Here is a 19,437-nt window from a genome sequence, read left to right as displayed (position 1 = left end):
GGCGTGCGCGCCGGCGAGCGTCAGATTGTCGAAGCCGAAGCCGCCGCGCGGCGCCATGTCCACCGCGCCAGTCAGGGTCACCCGGCCGCCGCTCAGCCCATCGACGGCTTCGATGCCCGTGCCCAGATCGCGCGCGCCGCCATTCAGTTCGGCGCGGATGCGGTTGAAACGCGGCTCGCCGGTGAGTTTGGCGCCAAGGTCAAGCGCGCCGCTGATCCGCATGCCGGTGAGCAGGCGCAGACGAGCCAGATCCGGAATTTTCGCCGACAGCACGCCATCCAGCCGGCGGTTGCCGGCGACGCCCTTGAAATCGACCGCGCCGGAGGCGGTGGCCAGGTTGAAAACGTCCACGTGGGCCGTGCCATAACGCCCAAGCGCCGCCCGCAGCGTCAGGGTGACCTTGTCGCCGATCGCCGCGTCGAGGCCCTTGTCGGCCAGGGCGATACCCGAGGCCGCGGCGTCCGCCCGCACATTGAGGCGGGTGCCGCGCTCACCGATCACGCCGGTGGGCTCCGCGTCCAGCGTCGCTGTGGCGGCGGCGATGCTGCCGGTCGGCAATTTGGCCCTGGCCAGTTCAAGGCTGGCCTTCACGGTCGGCATCGACGGCTGGCCGGTGACGCGCGCGTCGAAATTCAGCTTGCCGATCTCGGCGTTGCCCGTGCGCAGCACGCCGCCGTCATTGGGCACGGCCCCGGCCATGATCCTGACGTCGAGCTGCTTGCCGGAGGTCATGCCGCCGCTGATGGCAAGGCGCGCCGCCTCGGCCTGCACCGCCACGTCATCAAGCCAGAAGGCGCCGTCGCTGTTGAAGAAAATGCGGCCGCCAAGCCGGGTGTCGCCGGCGAACACCGGCGCCACGGGGGCGGGAAGCACCCCGGAGACACGCGCGGCCATATCCAGCGCCATCACCCGGCCGCCGCCGGAAACCTGTTGCTGGGCCTGATCCTGCTGCGTCAGCCGGGCCGAGCCGCGCGCGGAAAGATCCGGGCCGCCGTCAAAGTTCAGGTTGGCGGTGAAATCATCCAGCGGTCCCGCGCCGTCCACGTCCAGCTTCATCGGCGGCAGCCCGGGAATTGACGCCAGCCGCGCCACCAGGCCGCCCGCCGGCTCGTTGGCGTGCAACTGCACCTTCAGGTGCTTGTCGGCCGGCGTGAACGCCACCTGCACATTGAACTGCCCCGGCGCGTCGAGACGTTTCGCTTCCAGCCGGAAATTCAGCCCCTGGGCCGGATCGCCCAGCCGCGCCTCGCCATTGGCGCCAATCTGCGCGGCGACGCCGGCAAAGGCCTCGCCAAGCGACAGGTCCTTGAGCTGGAACGCCCGCACAATCACTTCCACCGGCAGTTGCGGCAGCAGCGGCTCGTCGCCTGGCGGCGTCACCTCGCGCTCCGGCGGAACCGGCCGGCGGATCAGCTCCAGCGTGCCGATCTCCAGCCGGTCGATCTCCAGCCGCCCCGACAACAGCGCCAGCCGCCGCCAGATCAGCCGCGCCTCGTTCAGGCGCAGCCACGGCCCCTGGCGGTCGGAAATCACCACATTGCGGATGGTGGCGTCAGACGACAGCGCGCCGTCCACCGCCCCCACCGACACGGTGGCGTTGTCGGTCGACAGCACCCGGGAAATCAGGTCGCCCAGCACGGTGCGCTCGGAATCGTCCGAGCGGACATCCTCCGGCGCCAGCACCCACGCCAGCGCGCCCAGCGCCAGCAGCACCAGCGGAGCCAGAACAAGGGCCTGCCAAAGCGACCGGTTTTTGAAAAGCCGGATCATCAGAACGACTGCCCTATGCTGATATACATGCTCACCGGCCTGTCACCCTTGCGCCGGTCCAGCGGGAAGGCGAAATCCGCGCGGATCGGGCCGATGGGCGTATAATAACGCAAGCCAATGCCCGCCGCTTTGTACAGCTTGTCCTTCAGGTGCGGCGTGGTGCTTTCGAAGGCGTTGCCCGCGTCGAAGAATGGCACGACGCCAATGGTGTCGGTGATCTTGATGCGCGCCTCCAGGTTCACCGTCAGGAGGCTGCGCCCGCCGACAACGAAACCGAACCTGCCGTCCTGGGGACCAAGCGAATTCAGCCGGTAGCCGCGCACCGACGCGGCGCCGCCGGCATAGAAGCGGTGATTGGCCGGGATATCGCTGAGCTTCGGCCCCCCAAGCATGCCGAGCGTCACCCGCCCGGCCAGCACGATGCGCGCGTCCTCATCCACCGCGTAATAGGTGGACGCCGTCAGCTTTCCTTCGGTGAAATTCACTGTCGATCCGAGGAACGACGGATAGGGCGTCGCCGAGGCCACGACCTTGAAGCCCCGGGTGGCGTCCAGCGGATTGTCGGTGGAATCATAGGTCACCGAAACCGGCGTTCCAACCAGGGTGTAGTCGATCGACGACAGCACGTCGCTGGTCTGGCCACGCTCGACTTTCAGGCCGCCCTGAACGGAAAACACATCGCTGATGCGATGCCGGATCGACGCCGTCGCCTGCACGTCGCGCACGGTATAGCCGCCATAGCGGTCGCCGCCGGTGCGGTCGCGCTCGGCCATGGCCTCAACGATCAGGTCGTTGCGCGTGCCGCCCAGCGCCGGCTTGATGAAGGTGGCGCGAAAACGCCCGCCAAAGTCGCCCTCATTGAGATCCGCCACGCCCTTGCGACGGGTGCCGTCGTTGCGCGGCGCAACGAAGATGCTGCCTTCGAGCCGCAGTTGCTCGGCGCCGCCGAACAGGTTGCGATGCTCCCAATAGGCGCGCACGTTGGGACCATCCACCGTGGAGTAACCGGCGGAAAAGCCGATGACGCGCGGCAGCCGCTCCGTCACGTCGACGAAAACCGGGATGCGCCCCTCGGCGTCGAGCCGGTCCGGCGTGGTGACGCGCACGCCGCCGAGAATGGGAAGCTGGGTGAGCGAACGGCGCGTGTCCGCCAGCTTCTTTGGCGAATAGGGCTCGCCAGGCTCCAGATAGATGAACGAACGGATGACGCGCGGATCGACGGTGGGGCCGGCGCCTGGCCTGGCGCCGCCCGCATTGCGCACCTCCACCTCGCCGATCGGCGCCATCTGCCCCGGTGAAACGACGATGGTCGCCGCCATGGTGCGCGTGTCATGATTGACGGTGGCGCCGATATCGACGCCTTTGGCCAGCGGATAGGACTGGGCGCGATACCAGTCGACGGCGCGGGCGCTGGCGGCGCGCAGATCACCGGCGCGCGCCGGGTCGCCATCACCGATCTTCAAAACATTTGGCGGCAGTTCGGCGCCGGTCAGCATCCGCCCCTGGGCGTCCTTCACCGCCACGGACGACAGGGTGTACTGCTCGCCTGGATCGACGCTGACGGTCACGGGAACGACCTGACGGCCGCGCATGGCGCTGGCGGCCCGGCCGGCCGCCTGCAACGTCGCCTCGCTCACCGGCAACTGCATCCGCACTCCGGCCACGTCAATGCTGACGGCGGCGTCGTAAAAGCCTTCCGCCCACATGGCGTCGACCAGCGGCGCCAGGTCGATGGCGGCGCGCTGCGCCAGCGCCATGCCGTCTGGCGGCGCATCCTTGCGCAAACGGTAAAGCGTTGAGGCATTTTGCATGGCGCTGGCCAGCGACCTGTGGCCATCCGCCTCGAAGCTGACCTCATAGGTCACGGCGTCGGCGGACGGCTCCGGCTTTTTGTCGCCAAACAGGCCAAAGAAATCGAAGGCGCGCGCATCCGTGGCCGCAGCGGTCAGGCCGAGGGTCGCGACCGGCGCGGCGACCGAAGCCAGCGCCGCGCCAAAAACCAGTTCCTTACACCGGGGGGCACGCCATCCACCCCGCGACCGCCTCGTCATACATATCTCCGGCCTGTGAACGGCGTCACAGAAGTTTCAGTCCGCATCGGCGCGGCATGACGCCAGGACGCGGGGATGCTGGCGCACCCGCGTCCTGAAAAGCTCAGGCGCCGCCCGGGCCTGCAGCACCCCGCCCATCAGGCGGAGTGGCAGACCCACAAAGGATCCTGACCGGCGGCGGCAAACTGGCCTGCTGTCTTCCTGCCATTTTTGCCGCCGTCCTGCAGCGTCCCATGCGCAACAGTTCTGATATTGCACGTTTCCACCATGGAAATGGAGGTGTGAGCGGGAGGTTTATTTTCTGGTCGCTGGCAGCAGAATTGTCCGCCGCCAGGCCAACACGTTCGACTTATGGTTCACGCAAGGTGAACGTCACGCCCCCCACTCACAAAGGCGCGAGCCCGCGTCAGCGCTGGCGGGCACGGGCCATGGGACCCGCCCCCCAGGGGACATGATGAGCCAGGAATTGGCGGGCCGGAAACTGGCGCGCAGGAAACTGGCGCGCCAGCAGGCAGCGACCCGGGACACGGCGAACACGGTGATCACCGGCTCCGGCTCGCCTACGCCCCCCCTGTTGGCCTTGCCTCCCGCGCCCGGGACCCTGGGGGCGCAGATCTTACTGCCCTGAGAGCAATGGCCCGAACGGCTTCCACTGGCCATTGGTGAAGCGCGCCAGATAGCCGGAGCGCAAGGGACGGTAGTCGTCAGGCGTCGTGTTGAGGGTAATGCCGTCCAGCAGCATCGGCAGCGCCACGCCTTTCATCGTCGCCGCCTGCTTCATGATGTTTTGCCGCGACAGGTTATCGCCCGCCGCCTTCAGCACCTCGTTCATGGCCCCCGCGACCGTGTAGCCATAAACCGCGTAAAAGTCGGTGGGATCGATGCCAGGCGCATATTTCTTCATGAAGGCGAGATATTCGGAAACGCCGCTGTCGCCCTGCTGGTCGGCGCCCACCGTCTTGAACGCCAGCATGGTGATGATGCCTTCCGCCTTCTCCAGCCCCGCCGGCTTCAGGATCTGGTCGGGATTGATGCAACTGCTGGCGAGAAAACGCATGGGCCGCCAGCCGATTTCCCAGGCCTTGCGAATGGCCTGCGAGCAGGCGCGCGGCGTGACGCCGAGGATCATGAACGCGTCGGCCTTCGTCGCGGCGAGCGCCAGCACCTGGGAGTCGACGGTTGGGTCGGTCACCTCGAACGGCATGGCCGCGGCGATCACCCTGTCGGCGTCGGCGCCCAGCGCCTCGCGCAGGCCGCGCATGTATTCCTTGCCGCTGTCATCGTTCTGGTAAAGCACCGCTACCCGTGCGTCCGGGTTATTCTTGCGCATATGATCCAGATAGATCCGGCCCTCGGTGCTGTATGGCGGCTGCCACGGGAAGGCCATGGTCAGCGGGAAGTTCTTTGGATCATTCCATTTGCCCGCCGAACTGATCAGGAAGATCAGCGGCACGCCCTTGCCGCTGAGATAACGCTGGATGGCGGAGCTGGGCGCCGTGCCCATGGTCGCGAACATGAACGCAACCTGATCATCTTCCACCAGCTTTCGCGTCTGCTCCACCGTTTTCGGCGGCGAGAAAGCATCGTCCATGGAGCGCAGGTCAATCTTGCGGCCATTTATGCCGCCCGCATCATTGATCATCCTGAAGTATGCGGAAATAACCTTGCCCGTATTGCCCAACGCCGACGCCGGCCCGCTATAGGGCATGGTGTTGCCAATGCGAATTTCGGTTTCCGTTACGCCTGGCCCGGTAAATTTGCCGGAGCCGGCGAGCGTGGTTCCGGAAAACAGAAAAGATACGGCAAATCCTGCGACAGCGGACAGCATGCCCGCGCGTAACCACTGGTTCATCGTCATTCCTCCCCATCGGACGGAAACGCCGGCTTATGTGTTCTTGCGTTTCCCCCGCCTGCGCGCGACGCCTGATGGCGTCCGCCCACGAATATTAAACACAAGCCGTCCGCCGTGAGGATTGAAATCGACCGTGGACGCTGCGCGGCCAGAACGCCATCGCCCGATGGCGCGCGCGGGCTGGAACGGGCGCCCCTTCCCACAGGCAAAAGAGAATATCACGCCCATGAATACAACATTCGTCGACATTACGCGCGTAATATACCTTACGCACGTCAATAGAATGGAAATATGTTGATGTGAAAATGCAAAAAAAATTATCCAAATCCGATTTTTTCGGAAAAAACTGTTGCCCCAAATATAAAACCCTCTTAGCTTTGAAAAGGTTGCAACAAATAAATCATTAAAGTCCGCTTGAGCCGATTGCTGGCACGGCTCCAGATCGTTTATGGGCGCTTGTATTTTTTGGAGCAGACTGATGTCACAACCTGAAACAGTAACAAGTCTTATCAATCTCACCGCGCGCATCGTAGCGGCTTATATTCAAAATAATGCAATTGAGCGCACGCAGGTTACGGAGATTATAAACTCCGTTCATGCATCGCTAAACAAAATATCTGGCGCCAAACCCGAAGCTACCGAAACGCAAAAGCCCGCCGTTCCCATTCGGCACTCCATAACGCCAGATTATATTATTTGCCTCGAAGACGGTAAAAAATTCAAAATCATGAAACGTCACCTCACGACGGTTTATGGTATGACGCCGACCGAATACCGGCGGAAATGGAACCTGCCGCCTGATTATCCGATGGTCGCGCCAAATTACGCCAAATCCCGATCCGAATACGCCCGGGAAAAGCAGCGTCACTCTGCCGTGATTCATAATCTCAAGGCAGGAACGCGGGCCAGGGGCCGCGCCCTTGCGCGAGAACATGGCCTGCCGGTTATTGTCCGCCCCAGTTGAACGCTACCCAGGCCCCCATGCAGAAAGAACATCGCGACGGGCGCCGGGCCTGATCCTGACGCCTCCGTTCCCGGAGCGGATGGAAACCGGGCGCTGAAATGAGATGAAGATCATGACGCGCTGACTGTCCCGAACGTGCATCTCGCGGGCCGGAGCGGCTAAGCAATTGCCCAGCCAGCCGAATTGCAAGCCATAGCAGTTTTTCGCAATTCATTACCCAGTGCGTCATGATTAGAAAATTCGCTTTCAATTTTAATATACCTCAATACAAATTGAAAATTATGCGTCATACTTTCGCAGGAACCAAGCATCCTTCTCGTAAATCTGACGCCTGCCACCCGGAAAAAAAACAACAGCCCACATCAAACATTGCTTCCTGGCGTCATATCCAGTGTTACTCTTGCAAAATTTCGCTTTGTCAGGCGTCATTTCCGTCAGTATCTGTCCATACTTACAAGATCACTGGCGCCACAGGGATGAAACCAGCCGCCGGATCGCCCCAACCGGTATGGGTTCAAACGGCGTCCAACGCGCCGCATGACGCCCGCCGCGCGCGCCGCAAAGCCTTTCGCTACCCTTGTCGGCTCACGAGCCATCCCACTTCCGCGCCACGGGGCGTGCGCATTACGGCGCGCCCGGATGGCCGTGGCGACAGGCTCCGGCAACTCGCCCCTCCCCTGCCCTCACGGCTCTGGTGATCGTCGCGAGGCTGCGCTACTTGATAGGGCAGCCCGCCCGGCTCCGGCGAAGACCGCGCGAGACTGCCGGAGAAGGCGCGACAAAACACAAGGACAAGGCGCGTCGCCAGCCATATCTGGCGACGTGCTCCGGGAGAGACAGCGAGATGGCTCAACAGACGTCAGGGGAAGCGCCTTTCATCAAGGAATTCGATGTTCCTGCGGGCGTCGCCATGGAACTCAGCCCGCTGGTCCGGCGCATTCTCGTGGACAACCCGGGCCCATACACCTTCCGGGGCACCAACACCTATATCGTCGGGCGTGGGCGCGTCGCTGTCATTGATCCAGGCCCGGTGAACGATGCGCACCTTCAGGCCATTCTTGGCGCAACCCAGGGTGAGACCATTACCGATGTGGTGATCACCCATACGCACAAGGATCATTCGCCGGGCGCTGCGCCGCTGGTTGCGGCCACTGGCGCCCGTCTGGCCGGCTGCGGCCCCCACCGCCCTTCCCGCCCCCTGGGCGAGGGTGAAGGCGCCAGCCTCGACGCCAGCGCTGATCTGGATTACGCGCCGGATATCATTCTGGCCGAAGGCGATTCCATTTCAGGACCAGGCTGGACACTGACCGCAGTTGAAACCCCCGGCCACTGTCTCAACCATCTGGCCTTCGCCCTGCCGGAAGAGAATGGCCTGTTTTCCGGGGACCACGTCATGGGCTGGTCAACCACCATCGTGGCGCCGCCCGACGGCTCCATGTCCGACTACATGGCCTCGCTGGAGAAATTGCGCGGACGCACGGAGAGTGTCTACTGGCCAGGGCATGGCGCGCCGATCGCCGATCCGCAGCGGCTGGTCCGTGGCCTGCTCGTCCACCGCCGCCAGCGGGAAAACGCCATCCTGGCGCGGTTGACCGAAGGGGATGAAACCATCGACCAGATCGTCCCGCGCCTTTACGATGGGCTGCCGCCGGAACTGGTCGGCGCCGCTGGTCTGTCGGTGTTCGCCCACCTGGAAGACCTGACCAACCGCGGCAAGGTCGTCACCAACGGGCCGCCGAAGCTCAAGGGCCGCTATCGCCCGGCCCCCTGACCGGCGCCCGCCCCGGGCCGCATATCTTCAGCAGGGCGCGCCTCCAGAAGGCGCATCCTCCTCCCAGGATCGCGCTTCACGCCAAGCCGCGCCTTGCCAAAAGCCGCGCCGGCCCGCGCAGATCCGCCACGCTCGCCCAGCGACCCCACCTGGCCAGCCGCAGGCCCACTCCCGCAACTGGCGTGGCGGCGTTCTGGCCAATGAACCCGGGCTTGCCGCAATTTTGCATGTCGCCGGAAGTCCGCCGCACCTTCGCGCATCTTCGCGGTCTGGCGCTATCCCTCATCGACGGCCTGCACCGCCTCATGCAGATTCAGTATCCGCTGCACCCCGGAGCCTGGGCTGTAGCGACCGAACACCGACAGCACCCGCACATCCAGCTGCGCGCCATCCGCCGTCGGCCGCACCCGCACGGCCACGTACTGGGGAAACCGCAGCAGGTCGCTTCTGGCGACAGCCTCGAACTGGCCGCCGCCATCCGGCGCCCCGGCAATGTCCGTCAGCGTCCAGCCGAGTGTGCGCGCCGCCGTTTCCGCCGCCTTCAGCGCCTCGGCCGGCTGCTGGTCCAGGAACAGCGGCAGGGCCATCAGACGCGCCTGATCCTGCGAAGGGCGTTGAACTGGCGGGGCCAGGGGCGGGATCAGGCCGCCGCGACCGGCCACGGCCCCGGCCGTCGTGGCGAAGGCAGGCGGCGAGAATGTATCGGTTGAAATGTCCGTCTGATCGGGCGCGCGCCAAATCTGCCCCGCCAGAATCGCTGGCCAGGCCAGCGCCAGGCAGCTGACGACGAGGCCGTGCATTGCCGCGACGCCGCCCCGCAAACCCTGCCGCCACACCACGACCAGCCCGATGATCGCCAGCAGCAGGGCGATGGCCGACAACGCCCAGCCGGCGCAGATCACGGCGATCACCGGCCACGGCCCCACCTCGCCAAATTGCGCCGTGAGAACACCGCCAATCGTGACGAACAGGCCAAACCAGGCGAGTTTTGGCGAAAACCCGCCCGCGCGCGTCCGCGATTCCGTCAGACGCATCCGCTTCAAGCTGCTCTCTCCATTGCCACGAACATCCGCCCACGCCGGTCCAGCCCAGGCCGCGCCATTTTTACGCCAGCGCCTGGGACACATGAGGCAGCCGGGAGGCGCTCCGCGAAATGCCGGCTCACGAAGCATCCTGCAGGGTGACCGCGCCGCCCGGCGCCTGTCAACAGCCAGCGCGGGGCAACGCCGCCCCGCGCCAATCCGCGACGGGTCGCGCGCGCGGCCCGATCCGGTTACGCCGGCGCGCGCTGTTGTCAGGCCGTGGGCAGGCGATAGTTGGCGAACTGCTCGCGCAACTCCATTTTCTGGATCTTGCCGGTGGCGGTGTGTGGGATCTGCTCCACGAACACCACGTCGTCAGGCATCCACCATTTGGCGATCTTGCCGTCCATCCAGGCCAGGATGCCGGCCTTGTCCGGCGTCCGCCCTTCCTTGCGCACGATCACCAGCAGCGGCCGCTCATCCCATTTGGGATGGGCGACGCCAATCACCGCCGCCTCGGCGACGTCAGGGTGGCCGACCGCCAGGTTTTCGATGTCGATGGAAGAAATCCACTCGCCGCCAGACTTGATGACGTCCTTGGCCCTGTCGGTGATCTGCATGGCGCCATAAGGATCGATGGTCGCCACGTCGCCGGTGTCGAAAAACCCGTCCGCGTCGAGAATCTCGCCGCCCTCGTTGCGGAAGTAGGCGCGGGCCACCGCCGGGCCACGGGTCTTCAGCCGGCCGAAGGTCTTGCCGTCCCAGGGCAACGCCTCGCCGGCGTCGTTGGTGATCTTCATCTCCACGCCAAACGGCGCCGCGCCCTGTTTCACCTTCAGGTCGAACAGCGCCTCCTGGTCGAGGTCGCCATAATCCGGCTTGACCACGCCGCTGCTGCCAATCGGGCTCATCTCGGTCATGCCCCAGGCATGACGGACCGAGATCCCGTAGCGGCTCTCGAACGCCGCGATCATCGAGCGCGGGCAGGCAGAGCCGCCAATCACCACCCGCTCCAGGGTGGTGGGCCGCAGGTCATTCGCCTCCATGTATTGCAGCAGCATCAGCCAGACCGTTGGCACCGCGGCGGTGATGGTCACCTTGCCGTGCTCCAGCAACTCATACACCGAGGCGCCGTCCAGCTTCATGCCCGGCATCACCATGCGCGCGCCGGACATCGGGCCGGAGAACGCCAGCGACCAGCTGTTGGCGTGGAACATCGGCACGATCGGCAGCACCGTATCGCGCGAAGACAGGCCAATGGCGTCCGGCGCCACGCACATCATGGCGTGCAGCACGTTGGAGCGGTGGGAGTACACCACGCCCTTGGGGTTGCCGGTGGTGCCGGAGGTGTAGCACATGCCGGCCGCCGCGTTTTCGTCGACGGTGACCCAGGCGAAGTCGTCATCAACTTCGTTGATCCAGTCCTCATAGGCGACCGCGCCGCGCAGGCTGGTCTGCGGCATGTGGGCGGCGTCGGTCAGCACGATATAGCGCTGCACGGTCGGCAGGCGGTCCTGCAACTTCTCCATCAGATCGACGAAGGTAAGATCGAGAAACATCAGCCGGTCTTCGGCGTGATTGGCGATATAGATGAGCTGGTCCTCGAACAGACGCGGGTTGAGCGTGTGATAAACCGCGCCGACCCCGGTCACGCCGTACCACACCTCCATGTGCCGCCAGGTGTTCCAGGCAAGGGTGGCGATGCGGTCGCCCTGGTTCACGCCCTCCTTCGCGAGGCGCTTCGCCACCTTCAGCGAGCGGGCGCGCATGTCCGCATAGGTCGTCGTATGAAACGGCCCCTCGATGGAACGCGTGATCACCTCCCGGTTCGCATGTTGTATCGCCGCATGATCGATGATCCGGTGTATCAACAGCGGCCAATCCTGCATCAGACCCAGCACGTTCGTCCTCCCGTTCCCATTCTTCCGGTCGCGCGCCCGCCACAGGTTCCGTTCGCGTTCGCCAGCGCCGATCATCGTTCAGGCGCGCCCGATTGCAATGGTTTATATCTGAACCTGTGTGCTGATAAGAAGCCGGCGGACAGCGCCGGTCGCGGCGTTGTCGCATGGCAGGACCTGGAGGCGATATTGAACGCGTCAATCGAACCGCTTCCCGGCGCGGCGGGCCCGGACGAGACGGCGGACGTCATGAAGGTCTGGCTGCGCTTCGTCCGGCTGAACCGGCGGCTGTACGCCGCGATCACGGCGGAGTTGCGCGACATCGCCCTGTCGGTGCCGCAGTTCGACGTGCTCTCCACCCTGTCGGAGTGCGAGGGGCTCAGCCAGCAGGAACTGGCCGACCGCCTGTACGTCACCAAGGGCAACGTCTCCGGCCTGGTCGACCGCCTGGTGCGCGGCGGCTTCGCCGAGCGGCGCCCCCTGCCTGGCGACCGGCGCAGCCACGCCCTTTACCTCACGGACAGCGGGCGCGACGTGGTCGCCCGCGGCCTCGCCATCCAGCGCGCTTATGTAAACCGCACCCTCGGCCGCCTCCCCGCAGCCGACATCGCCGCCCTTGATCGCATCCAGCGCGCCTGGCGCGCCGCGCTTGACGGCGACGCGGCCCCGTAAACCGCCTGCGGACCTGTTCATGGCGCGCGCCTTCTGAAGGCGCCGCGCGCTCCGGGGCCGGCGTCGCAAACAGTTGCGCAAATTCCCCATGAATGTATCGATAGCGCCGCCTGCCAGCGCGCGGGCAGTAGTGAACGATGCGGCAAGGGGGAATACGCCATGGATCTGCTGACACAATCCGCCAGTGACCAGCTCGCGGCGCTGGCGCGTGGCGAGATCACGGCGGTTGACCTGCTCGAACAGGCCCTGGCGCGCGTGACCGCGCTCAACCCGGCGCTCAACGCCGTGGTCGCCATGGATGTGGAAGGCGCCCGCGCCGCCGCCCGCGCCAGCGACGCCCGCCGCGCCGCCGGCAAGGCGCTGCCGCTCGATGGGCTGCCGGTCACCATCAAGGATTCGTTCGCTGTCAAAGGCATGCCCGCCACCGCGGGCGCGCCGCCGCTGAAGGATTACGTGCCGCAGGAAGACGCCGCCGCCATCGCCCGGTTGCGCAATGCCGGCGCGGTGATTTTCGGCAAGAGCAACGTCCCGGCCTTCACCAGCGACTGGCAGGCCTTCAACGCCGTCTACGGAACCACCAACAACCCGTGGGACGTCGCCCGCAGCCCCGGCGGTTCGTCGGGCGGCGCCGCGGCGGCCACCGCCACCGGCATGTCGTCGTTTGAGTGGGGCTCGGACATTGGCGGCTCGATCCGCTGGCCGGCCCATTGCTGCGGCCTGTTCGGCCACAAATCCACCTGGGACCTCGTCCCCATGCGCGGCCACATTCCGCCGGCGCCCGGGACCACCAACCATAACCCGGACCTTGGCGTCGGCGGCCCCATCGCCCGCTCGGCCGCCGACCTCGACCTGATCCTGTCGCTGACCGCCGGCTCTGATTCACCCGATGGCGCGCTGGCCCGGCTGGAGCCGCCGCGCCGCGCCACGCCCGAGGGCCTGCGCGTCGCCGTGTGGCTGAATGAGGCCGAAGCGCCGGTGTCCGCCGCGGTGGCGGGAGCGGTGGCGAGCGCCGCCCGCAGCCTCGCTGACGCAGGGGCAATCGTTGATGAAAACGCCCGGCCGGATTTCAGCTTCTTCGAGGCGTTCGAGGTCTACGCGCTGATGAACCACGCCATCGCCCTCTCCGCCGTGCCGGAAAAGGCGCGCCAGCGCCTCGCCGACAACGCCGCCGCGTTTGCCGCTGACGATCACAGCCACCAGGCCCAGCAATGCCGGGCCGCCGGCCTCGGCGCCGCCGAATGGCAGGAGCTTGTGGCCCGTCGCGAGAAGCTGAAGCAGGCCTGGAGCCGCTTCTTCGAGAATTATGACGTCGTGCTGATGCCGCCGGCCTCGGTCACCGCCATCGCCCACGACCACGGCAAGGACATTCACGGCCGCCGCATCGACATGGGCGACGGCGTCCAGGCGCCCTACTTCAACCTGTTGCACTGGGCGGCCCTCGCCACCGTGGCCCATCTGCCGGCGACGGTCGCGCCCATCCCCCAGGGCGACGGGGCGTTGCCCGCCGGCGTGCAGATTGTCGGCGCGGAGGGCGCCGACCGCACCACTATCGCCGTCGCCGGCATGCTGGAACAGCTGAACGGTGGTTTTCGCGCGCCGCCCATGGCGTGGTGAAACGCGCCTGAAGGCGTCAGAAAAACCACGCCGCGTCCATCACGGCGGCTTCCCTGCCCGCCTCCGCCCATCCGTCATGGCTGGGCGCTCCCGCCATCCGCGAAAACGCCCGCGTTGCAATGGGCCGCGCCTGGCCCGGCGGCAGGCGCGTGGATGGGCGCGGCTGGCGCGGGCATGACGCACCCGGGAGAAACCAGGGCGCGCCTCCCGACCCAAGGGCTTCTTCCGCTCCCGCCTCCGTCCCGGCGGTCCCGAACGGAAACGGCGCGATCATCCGCGCGTCCAGGGATCATGGCCTCCGGCAAGAACTGTGGCAGACTGCAACAAAGTCTGGCCCTGCAGCCGGTGGCCAGTCCATACAGGGAAGGGAGCCGCATGACCGACAATTACGCCGCCCGCGATCTGGCGACCATCGCCCACCCTTACGCCAATCTGGCGACCTTGCCCGACCAGGGGCCGGTGGTGATGGAGCGCGGCGATGGCGTCTATGTCTATGACAGCGCCGGCAAGCCCTATCTGGAAGGCATGTCCGGCCTGTGGTGCGCCTCTCTGGGCTTCAGCAACGCCGAACTGGTCGAAGCGGCGCGCGAGCAGATGGCGCGCCTGCCGTTCAATCACCTGTTCGCCGGCCGCAGCCACGACCCGGCCATCGCTCTGGCGGAAAAACTCAAGGACATGGCGCCGATCCCGGTTTCGCGGGTGTTTTTCTGCAATTCCGGCTCAGAAGCCAACGACACCCAGATCAAGCTGGTCTGGTACATGAACAATGCGCTTGGCCGCCCCAACAAGAAGAAGATCATCAGCCGTCAGCGCGCCTACCACGGCGTCACCATCGCCAGCGCCTCGCTGACCGGCCTGCCCGGCAACCACGCCGATTTCGACCTGCCCATCGCCGGCATCCTGCACACCGCCTGCCCGCACCATTACCGCTACGCCCTTGAAGGCGAGAGCGAGGAAGATTTCGCCACCCGCCTGGCCAATGAGCTGGAGGAGATGATCCTGCGCGAGGGGCCGGACACCGTGGCCGCCTTCATCGCCGAACCGGTGATGGGGGCCGGCGGCGTGATCGTTCCGCCCGCCGGCTATTTCGAGAAAATCCAGGCGGTGCTCGACCGCCATGACGTTTACATGATCGCCGATGAGGTGATCTGCGGCTTCGGGCGCCTTGGCGAGATGTTCGGCTCGCAGGCGCTGGGCATGCGGCCGGTCAGCATGTCGCTGGCCAAGGCGCTTTCCGCCGCCTACATGCCGATCAGCGCCGTGCTGATCCCCGAACGCATGTATCAGGCGATGGTTGACGAAAGCCGCAAGAACGGCGCCTTCTACCACGGCTTCACCTATTCCGGGCATCCGGTGGCGGCCGCCGTGGCGCTGAAAACCATCGAGATTTATGAGCGCGACGACATCGTCGGCCATGTGCGCAAGGTCGCGCCCCTGTTCCAGCAGCGCCTGCGCGAATTCACCGAGCATCCCCTCGTCGGCGAAGCCCGGGGCATGGGGCTCATGGGGGCCCTGGAGCTGGTGGCGGACCGGGCGACGAAAACCGCTTTCCCGGCAAAGGCCGGCGTCGGCGCCATGTTCACGCGCTATGCGGCGGAGGAAGGGCTGATCGCCCGCAGCCTTGGCGATTCCATGGCCCTGTGCCCGCCGCTGATCATCACGGAGTCGGAGATCGATCTGCTGTTCGCGCGCCTCGCCATCGCCCTCGATCGCACCACGGTCTGGGTGAACAGCACGCTGAAATAAAGGAAAACGCCTTCACGCTGTCTGGCGTGAAGGCGTTCAGACGTGGCCTGACCGCTGCGTCTCAGACGCGGGCGTCGCGGCGTTTCTGCATCAGCGCTGTGAGTTCGTCGTCCGCCCCGTCCGGCAGGCGCACCTCCACGGTGACGATCAGATCGCCGCGTGTGTCACCCTTGCCGGTCGGAAAGCCCTTGCCACGCAGGCGCAGGCTGCGGCCGCTGCTGGTCATCGGCGGAATGGTCATCGCCACTTCGCCGTCCAGGGTCGGCACGCGCACCTTGCCGCCCAGCACCGCGTCCTCCAGGTCCACCGGCAGACGGGCGCGCAGGGTGTCGCCGTCCAGCGTGAAGCGCTCGTCCGGGGCAATGCGCACGGTGAGCAGGGCGTCGCCATGTTCGCCGCCGAACGGGCTCGGATCGCCCTGGCCCTTCAGGCGCATCACCTTGCCGTCGCGAATGCCGGCAGGAATATTCATGTTGACGTCCCTGCCACTGGGCAGGTGCAGGCGCTTCTGCCCGCCTTCGGCGGCGTCGCGCAGGCTGATGACGATTTCGGCTTCGATGTCGGCGCCGCGCGGCGGCGCCCGGCGGGCCCGCGCCCGCCCGCCCATGGCGTCACGAAAAGCGTCGCCGAAAATGTCCGAGGGATCGACCCGGCCGTCCTGACCGAAGCCAAAGGAAAAACCCTCGAATCCCTGGCCGCCGCCGAAACCGCCGCGCCCGCCGGCGCCCGGGTGAAAGCCCTCGAAGCCCTGAAACTTCGGCTTGCCCTCGGCGTCAATCTCGCCGCGATCGAACTGACCGCGCTTTTCCTTGTCGCCGACGATTTCATAGGCGGCGTTGATTTCCGCGAAGCGCTCCTTGGCCTTCGGGTCCTTGTTCTGGTCCGGATGCCATGTCTTGGCGGCCTTGCGGAACGCCTTCTTGACGTCCGCCTCGCTGGCATCCCGCGCTACGCCAAGAACCTGATAAGGATCACGCATTACCTGTCTGCTCCCGCGCCCGGCAGGGCGTTAATGTCCCCAAAAGCAATCCCCATAGACGCGCACGCCGTCAACCCGTCGCACCATTCATCCCGCCCGGATTTCCATTCCGCCTGGATTTAATGGGCCCGCGCGGTTCACCCGGCGACCGGCGCCGGCGTGCGCCGGTTCCCGGCTTCTGGATGGAAACTGTAGAAAACCACGGGGCGCGCCATGGAAGGCTCCCTGGCATATGGGCGCCTGTTGCCATTATGCAACGGCGACAACGTCGGCAAAACGCGAAATTCCGCGCGCGGCGCCCCGGTTGGCGGCGGCGCGCGCGCGCCTAGCGCGCCTCGGCGACCTTCTGGTTGGCGGCGATGCGCCAGTCCTCGCCCGGGGCGCGACAGGACGTGCCCTCCTGGTGGCGGCTGACCACTTTGGTCTTCACGTCGGCGACCCACGCCCGGCAAACCTCTCCCGCGCGAACGAACGGCAGGCCCGCCGGGCGGAAGGCGCCGGAATGGCCGGTTTCCGGATTGTCCCATCCGGCGCGCTCGCCATTGCCGAGCGGATCGAGCGCCACCGACATGGCGTTGCTGGCGCGCCGCCAGTCCTCATCCGTCAGACCCGGAGCCAGCCGGATTTCACTTTCAGCCGGAGTGATGGAGCCGGTCACGACGTCATCGCCCGCCAACGGCTTGATGGGGATGCTGAAACCACAGCCGGACAACGCCAGGCAAACGGCGACGGCCGCCCCACAGCGGGCGGATAAAAACAGCCGCGGGCGGCGGGCGCTTCCGTTTCGTCCCATTTCGCAGCGCGCGCGCCCTTCGCGAAACGCCAGATGGCGCATATAAAGCGCCAGGGCGGACGCTGGCGTTCTGGATGTCGCGGAAGACTGCAACGCGTGGTCTCCAACAGGGGTGGCTTCCAGCGGCCGGGACCGGCCGGCGCCTGGAAAAGGCGTTTTGTTCAGTGGCCTGGCGCATAAGACACCGGTGCACTCTGGCCGGATTTTGCGTCAGGGATCAGGATCCCGTCCCTTGCCGGAGCATTGGCGGACCCGATCGTCGTAAAACTGGAGTTCCGGCGGAGCGGGGATCTGGCGCCTGAATCGCCTCCCGACGTAAACCGGGGCTTCAGACATCAGATTTCACGCCGCCAGGATGGCTGAAGGAGATTGGCCTTGGAACCGTTAATTACCGGTGACTTCACGCAGGCGTCCGACCCGTTTGCGCTGTTCCGCGCCTGGATGGCCGACGCCTCGGCCTCCGAGCCCAATGACCCGAACGCCATGACCCTCGCCACCGTGGACGCCGATGGCCTGCCCAACGCCCGCATCGTCCTGCTCAAGAGCTTTGATGAACGGGGCTTCTGCTTCTTCACCAACACCCGCAGCGCCAAGGGCCGCGAACTCGACGGCGCCGGCAAGGCCGCCATCGTTTTCCACTGGAAGAGCCTTGCCCGGCAGGTGCGCGCCCGGGGGCTGATCTCCCGCGTTTCCGACGCCGAGGCGGACGCCTATTACCTCAGTCGCCCCTGGGGCAGCCGCGTCGGCGCCTGGGCCAGCGACCAGTCGCAGCCCCTCGCCTCCCGCGACGAACTGGTCGCCCGCGTCGCCGAGGTGGAAAAGCGCCACCCGGAAGGCTCCGACCTGCCGCGCCCGCCCCACTGGACCGGCTACCGGCTGACGCCGCTCGCGATCGAATTCTGGCATGACCGCCCCTTCCGTCTGCATGACCGGGTGGCGTTCACCCGCCCGGACGAAGCTACCCCGTGGTCGCGACTGCGCCTGTTCCCATAAGGCGACAGGAGGTGGCGGAAATGGCCCGGGAAGTGGAGTGTGAATCACAGGAAGCGCCCGGGCGGCGCTTCCCGGTCCGGCCGTTCGTCGCCGCCAGTTGCGCGGTCATTCGCGACGGCCGCGTTCTGCTGGCGCGGCGCGCCGCGCCGCCGCTGGTCTGGAGTTTTCCCGGCGGCGTGGTGGAGGCCGGCGAAACCCTGGAGGCCGCGGCCCTGCGCGAGCTGGCCGAGGAAACCGGCGTGTCCGCCCGCATCATTGGCCTTGCCGGCCATCTGGAGCACATCGCTTTCGCCCGCGGCGGTCGCATCCCGGCGGATTCCGCTGACCGTGTGCTGCGCCATTATGTTATCATGTGCTTCGCCGCTATCTGGACCGGCGGCGAAGGGACGGTAAGCGCCGAAGCGCCTGACCTGGCGTGGGCGACGCGGAGTGAGGCTGGCTGTCTGCCAGTCACCGACAATTTGCTGACCATTCTCGATCAGGCGTTTCACATGGCGTCTCACCAGCAGGCGGCGACGCCTCCGGCCTGACGGTCTCCCGAACAGATGGGCAGGGAATGTTGCGCACCCGGTTCACCGAAAATCACCACAGCCACCTGGCGCGACAACCGGCCGCCGGCGCCGCCTCCCGCATCGCGCGCCGGGCAATGGCGCGCGCGTCTGGCCTTGCTGCGCGCCTGGCGGTTGCCCAGATTGCCTTTGCCCAGATTGCCCTGGCTTCGATTGCCTTGAGCCCGGTTGCTTTGGCCCAGCCGGCGGCGCCAGGGGCCGGGCCGCCGCCCCCGCCTTCCCTCGCGCCGCGCGGCCCGCGCGGCGCCGCCCCCACCACCGAGCAGAGCATGCTGCGCCTGGCCGAAATCATGGGCTCGCTGGCCTGGCTGCGAAACCTGTGCGGCGCCAATGACGGGCGGTTGTGGCGCGACCGCATGACCGCGCTGATCGAGGCGGAGTCGACGCCGCCCGAACGCAGGCAACGTCTGGCCGCGGCGTGGAACGACAGCTATCGCGCCTGGAGCCTGTCCTACAAGCGCTGCACCCCTTCCGCCGAGCTGGCCATCCAGCGTTATGTGGCCGAAGGCGCCGCCCTCTCCCGCGCCCTGTCCGCCCGCATCGCCCGTTAAAACGCCCCCCTTTGGGCCCGACGCCGTCAAATTGCCTGCATTTGCCGCCACTGGAGAAATTTACCGGGCTGCGCGGACATGTTAACTGTTTGGCAAGAACTTCGTGGCGCTGCGGTCCCCAAGCGCTATTCTGCCTCCATCAGAGGATACATCGGGCGAACAGGTCGCCGCTTCGCATGCGAAGCGCGTGAC

Annotated in this window: 14 protein-coding genes; 8 read left to right on the top strand and 6 right to left on the bottom strand. The window is 66.3% G+C overall.

Annotation, left to right across the window (positions count from 1 at the left end; translation table 11 throughout):
* Positions 1-1,769: 1,769 nt before the first annotated feature.
* Together EV666_RS02395 and EV666_RS02390 are read right to left on the bottom strand one after the other, a co-directional pair.
* Positions 1,770-3,821, bottom strand: a complete 2,052-nt coding sequence (locus EV666_RS02395; protein WP_132002372.1) for an autotransporter assembly complex protein TamA — start codon at positions 3,819-3,821, stop codon at positions 1,770-1,772.
* Positions 3,822-4,437: 616 nt separating this feature from the next.
* On the bottom strand, positions 4,438-5,673 hold the full coding sequence (locus tag EV666_RS02390) for an ABC transporter substrate-binding protein (protein ID WP_245514160.1): 1,236 nt from the start codon (positions 5,671-5,673) through the stop codon (positions 4,438-4,440).
* 478 nt (positions 5,674-6,151) lie between these two features.
* Between EV666_RS02390 and EV666_RS02385 the strand changes: the two genes are divergently transcribed.
* Positions 6,152-6,637, top strand: a complete 486-nt coding sequence (locus EV666_RS02385) for a Ros/MucR family transcriptional regulator (protein ID WP_132002369.1) — start codon at positions 6,152-6,154, stop codon at positions 6,635-6,637.
* Positions 6,638-7,481: 844 nt separating this feature from the next.
* Complete coding sequence (locus EV666_RS02380) at positions 7,482-8,408, top strand: MBL fold metallo-hydrolase (RefSeq protein WP_132002366.1); 927 nt, start codon at positions 7,482-7,484, stop codon at positions 8,406-8,408.
* Positions 8,409-8,683: 275 nt separating this feature from the next.
* Here EV666_RS02380 and EV666_RS02375 read toward each other — a convergent pair whose 3' ends face one another.
* Together EV666_RS02375 and EV666_RS02370 are read right to left on the bottom strand one after the other, a co-directional pair.
* Positions 8,684-9,442 carry a DUF1499 domain-containing protein gene (locus tag EV666_RS02375; RefSeq protein WP_245514183.1) on the bottom strand — a complete coding sequence of 253 codons (759 nt, stop codon included), beginning with the start codon at positions 9,440-9,442 and terminating at the stop codon, positions 8,684-8,686.
* Positions 9,443-9,702: 260 nt separating this feature from the next.
* Positions 9,703-11,331, bottom strand: coding sequence for a long-chain-fatty-acid--CoA ligase (locus tag EV666_RS02370; protein WP_132002360.1), 1,629 nt, complete (start codon positions 11,329-11,331; stop codon positions 9,703-9,705).
* A gap of 246 nt (positions 11,332-11,577) precedes the next feature.
* Here EV666_RS02370 and EV666_RS02365 point away from each other — a divergent pair, with 246 nt between their 5' ends.
* The 3 genes from EV666_RS02365 to EV666_RS02355 all read left to right on the top strand — a co-directional run bounded on the left by EV666_RS02365 (position 11,578) and on the right by EV666_RS02355 (position 15,360).
* Positions 11,578-12,000 carry a MarR family winged helix-turn-helix transcriptional regulator gene (locus EV666_RS02365; RefSeq protein WP_132002843.1) on the top strand — a complete coding sequence of 141 codons (423 nt, stop codon included), beginning with the start codon at positions 11,578-11,580 and terminating at the stop codon, positions 11,998-12,000.
* Positions 12,001-12,159: 159 nt separating this feature from the next.
* Positions 12,160-13,614 (top strand): amidase, encoded by a 1,455-nt coding sequence (locus tag EV666_RS02360; protein ID WP_132002357.1) that lies wholly within the window; start codon positions 12,160-12,162, stop codon positions 13,612-13,614.
* 375 nt (positions 13,615-13,989) lie between these two features.
* Positions 13,990-15,360, top strand: coding sequence for an aspartate aminotransferase family protein (locus tag EV666_RS02355; RefSeq protein WP_132002354.1), 1,371 nt, complete (start codon positions 13,990-13,992; stop codon positions 15,358-15,360).
* Positions 15,361-15,421: 61 nt separating this feature from the next.
* Here EV666_RS02355 and EV666_RS02350 read toward each other — a convergent pair whose 3' ends face one another.
* Together EV666_RS02350 and EV666_RS02345 are read right to left on the bottom strand one after the other, a co-directional pair.
* Positions 15,422-16,339 carry a DnaJ C-terminal domain-containing protein gene (locus EV666_RS02350; protein WP_132002351.1) on the bottom strand — a complete coding sequence of 306 codons (918 nt, stop codon included), beginning with the start codon at positions 16,337-16,339 and terminating at the stop codon, positions 15,422-15,424.
* A 325-nt stretch (positions 16,340-16,664) separates the two neighbouring features.
* A complete protein-coding gene (locus EV666_RS02345; RefSeq protein WP_245514159.1) occupies positions 16,665-16,997 on the bottom strand; it encodes an RT0821/Lpp0805 family surface protein in 333 nt (110 codons plus the stop codon).
* Positions 16,998-17,507: 510 nt separating this feature from the next.
* On the opposite strand from EV666_RS02345, the gene pdxH reads away from it, so the two are divergent.
* The 3 genes from pdxH to EV666_RS02330 are packed head-to-tail and all read left to right on the top strand — an operon-like array spanning position 17,508 to position 19,245.
* Positions 17,508-18,125, top strand: a complete 618-nt coding sequence (gene pdxH, locus EV666_RS02340; protein WP_132002345.1) for a pyridoxamine 5'-phosphate oxidase — start codon at positions 17,508-17,510, stop codon at positions 18,123-18,125.
* A 20-nt stretch (positions 18,126-18,145) separates the two neighbouring features.
* A complete protein-coding gene (locus EV666_RS02335) occupies positions 18,146-18,655 on the top strand; it encodes an NUDIX hydrolase (protein ID WP_132002342.1) in 510 nt (169 codons plus the stop codon).
* 26 nt (positions 18,656-18,681) lie between these two features.
* Positions 18,682-19,245: a TIGR02301 family protein gene (locus tag EV666_RS02330; protein WP_245514158.1), complete on the top strand. Its 564-nt coding sequence runs from the start codon at positions 18,682-18,684 to the stop codon at positions 19,243-19,245.
* Positions 19,246-19,437 lie beyond the last annotated feature (192 nt).

Origin of the sequence: Camelimonas lactis (assembly GCF_004342915.1) — a bacterium.
GTDB lineage: Bacteria > Pseudomonadota > Alphaproteobacteria > Rhizobiales > Beijerinckiaceae > Camelimonas > Camelimonas lactis.
This window is presented reverse-complemented; position numbering and strand designations above follow the sequence as displayed.

Bases quoted from the DNA above. Each gene is read 5' to 3' on its own strand.
- EV666_RS02395 (WP_132002372.1), bottom strand. From the start codon at position 3,821: ATGACGAGGCGGTCGCGGGGTGGATGGCGTGCCCCCCGGTGTAAGGAA.
- EV666_RS02390 (WP_245514160.1), bottom strand. From the start codon at position 5,673: ATGAACCAGTGGTTACGCGCGGGCATGCTGTCCGCTGTCGCAGGATTT.
- EV666_RS02385 (WP_132002369.1), top strand. From the start codon at position 6,152: ATGTCACAACCTGAAACAGTAACAAGTCTTATCAATCTCACCGCGCGC.
- EV666_RS02380 (WP_132002366.1), top strand. From the start codon at position 7,482: ATGGCTCAACAGACGTCAGGGGAAGCGCCTTTCATCAAGGAATTCGAT.
- EV666_RS02375 (WP_245514183.1), bottom strand. From the start codon at position 9,442: ATGCGTCTGACGGAATCGCGGACGCGCGCGGGCGGGTTTTCGCCAAAA.
- EV666_RS02365 (WP_132002843.1), top strand. From the start codon at position 11,578: ATGAAGGTCTGGCTGCGCTTCGTCCGGCTGAACCGGCGGCTGTACGCC.
- EV666_RS02360 (WP_132002357.1), top strand. From the start codon at position 12,160: ATGGATCTGCTGACACAATCCGCCAGTGACCAGCTCGCGGCGCTGGCG.
- EV666_RS02355 (WP_132002354.1), top strand. From the start codon at position 13,990: ATGACCGACAATTACGCCGCCCGCGATCTGGCGACCATCGCCCACCCT.
- EV666_RS02350 (WP_132002351.1), bottom strand. From the start codon at position 16,339: ATGCGTGATCCTTATCAGGTTCTTGGCGTAGCGCGGGATGCCAGCGAG.
- EV666_RS02335 (WP_132002342.1), top strand. From the start codon at position 18,146: ATGGCCCGGGAAGTGGAGTGTGAATCACAGGAAGCGCCCGGGCGGCGC.
- EV666_RS02330 (WP_245514158.1), top strand. From the start codon at position 18,682: ATGTTGCGCACCCGGTTCACCGAAAATCACCACAGCCACCTGGCGCGA.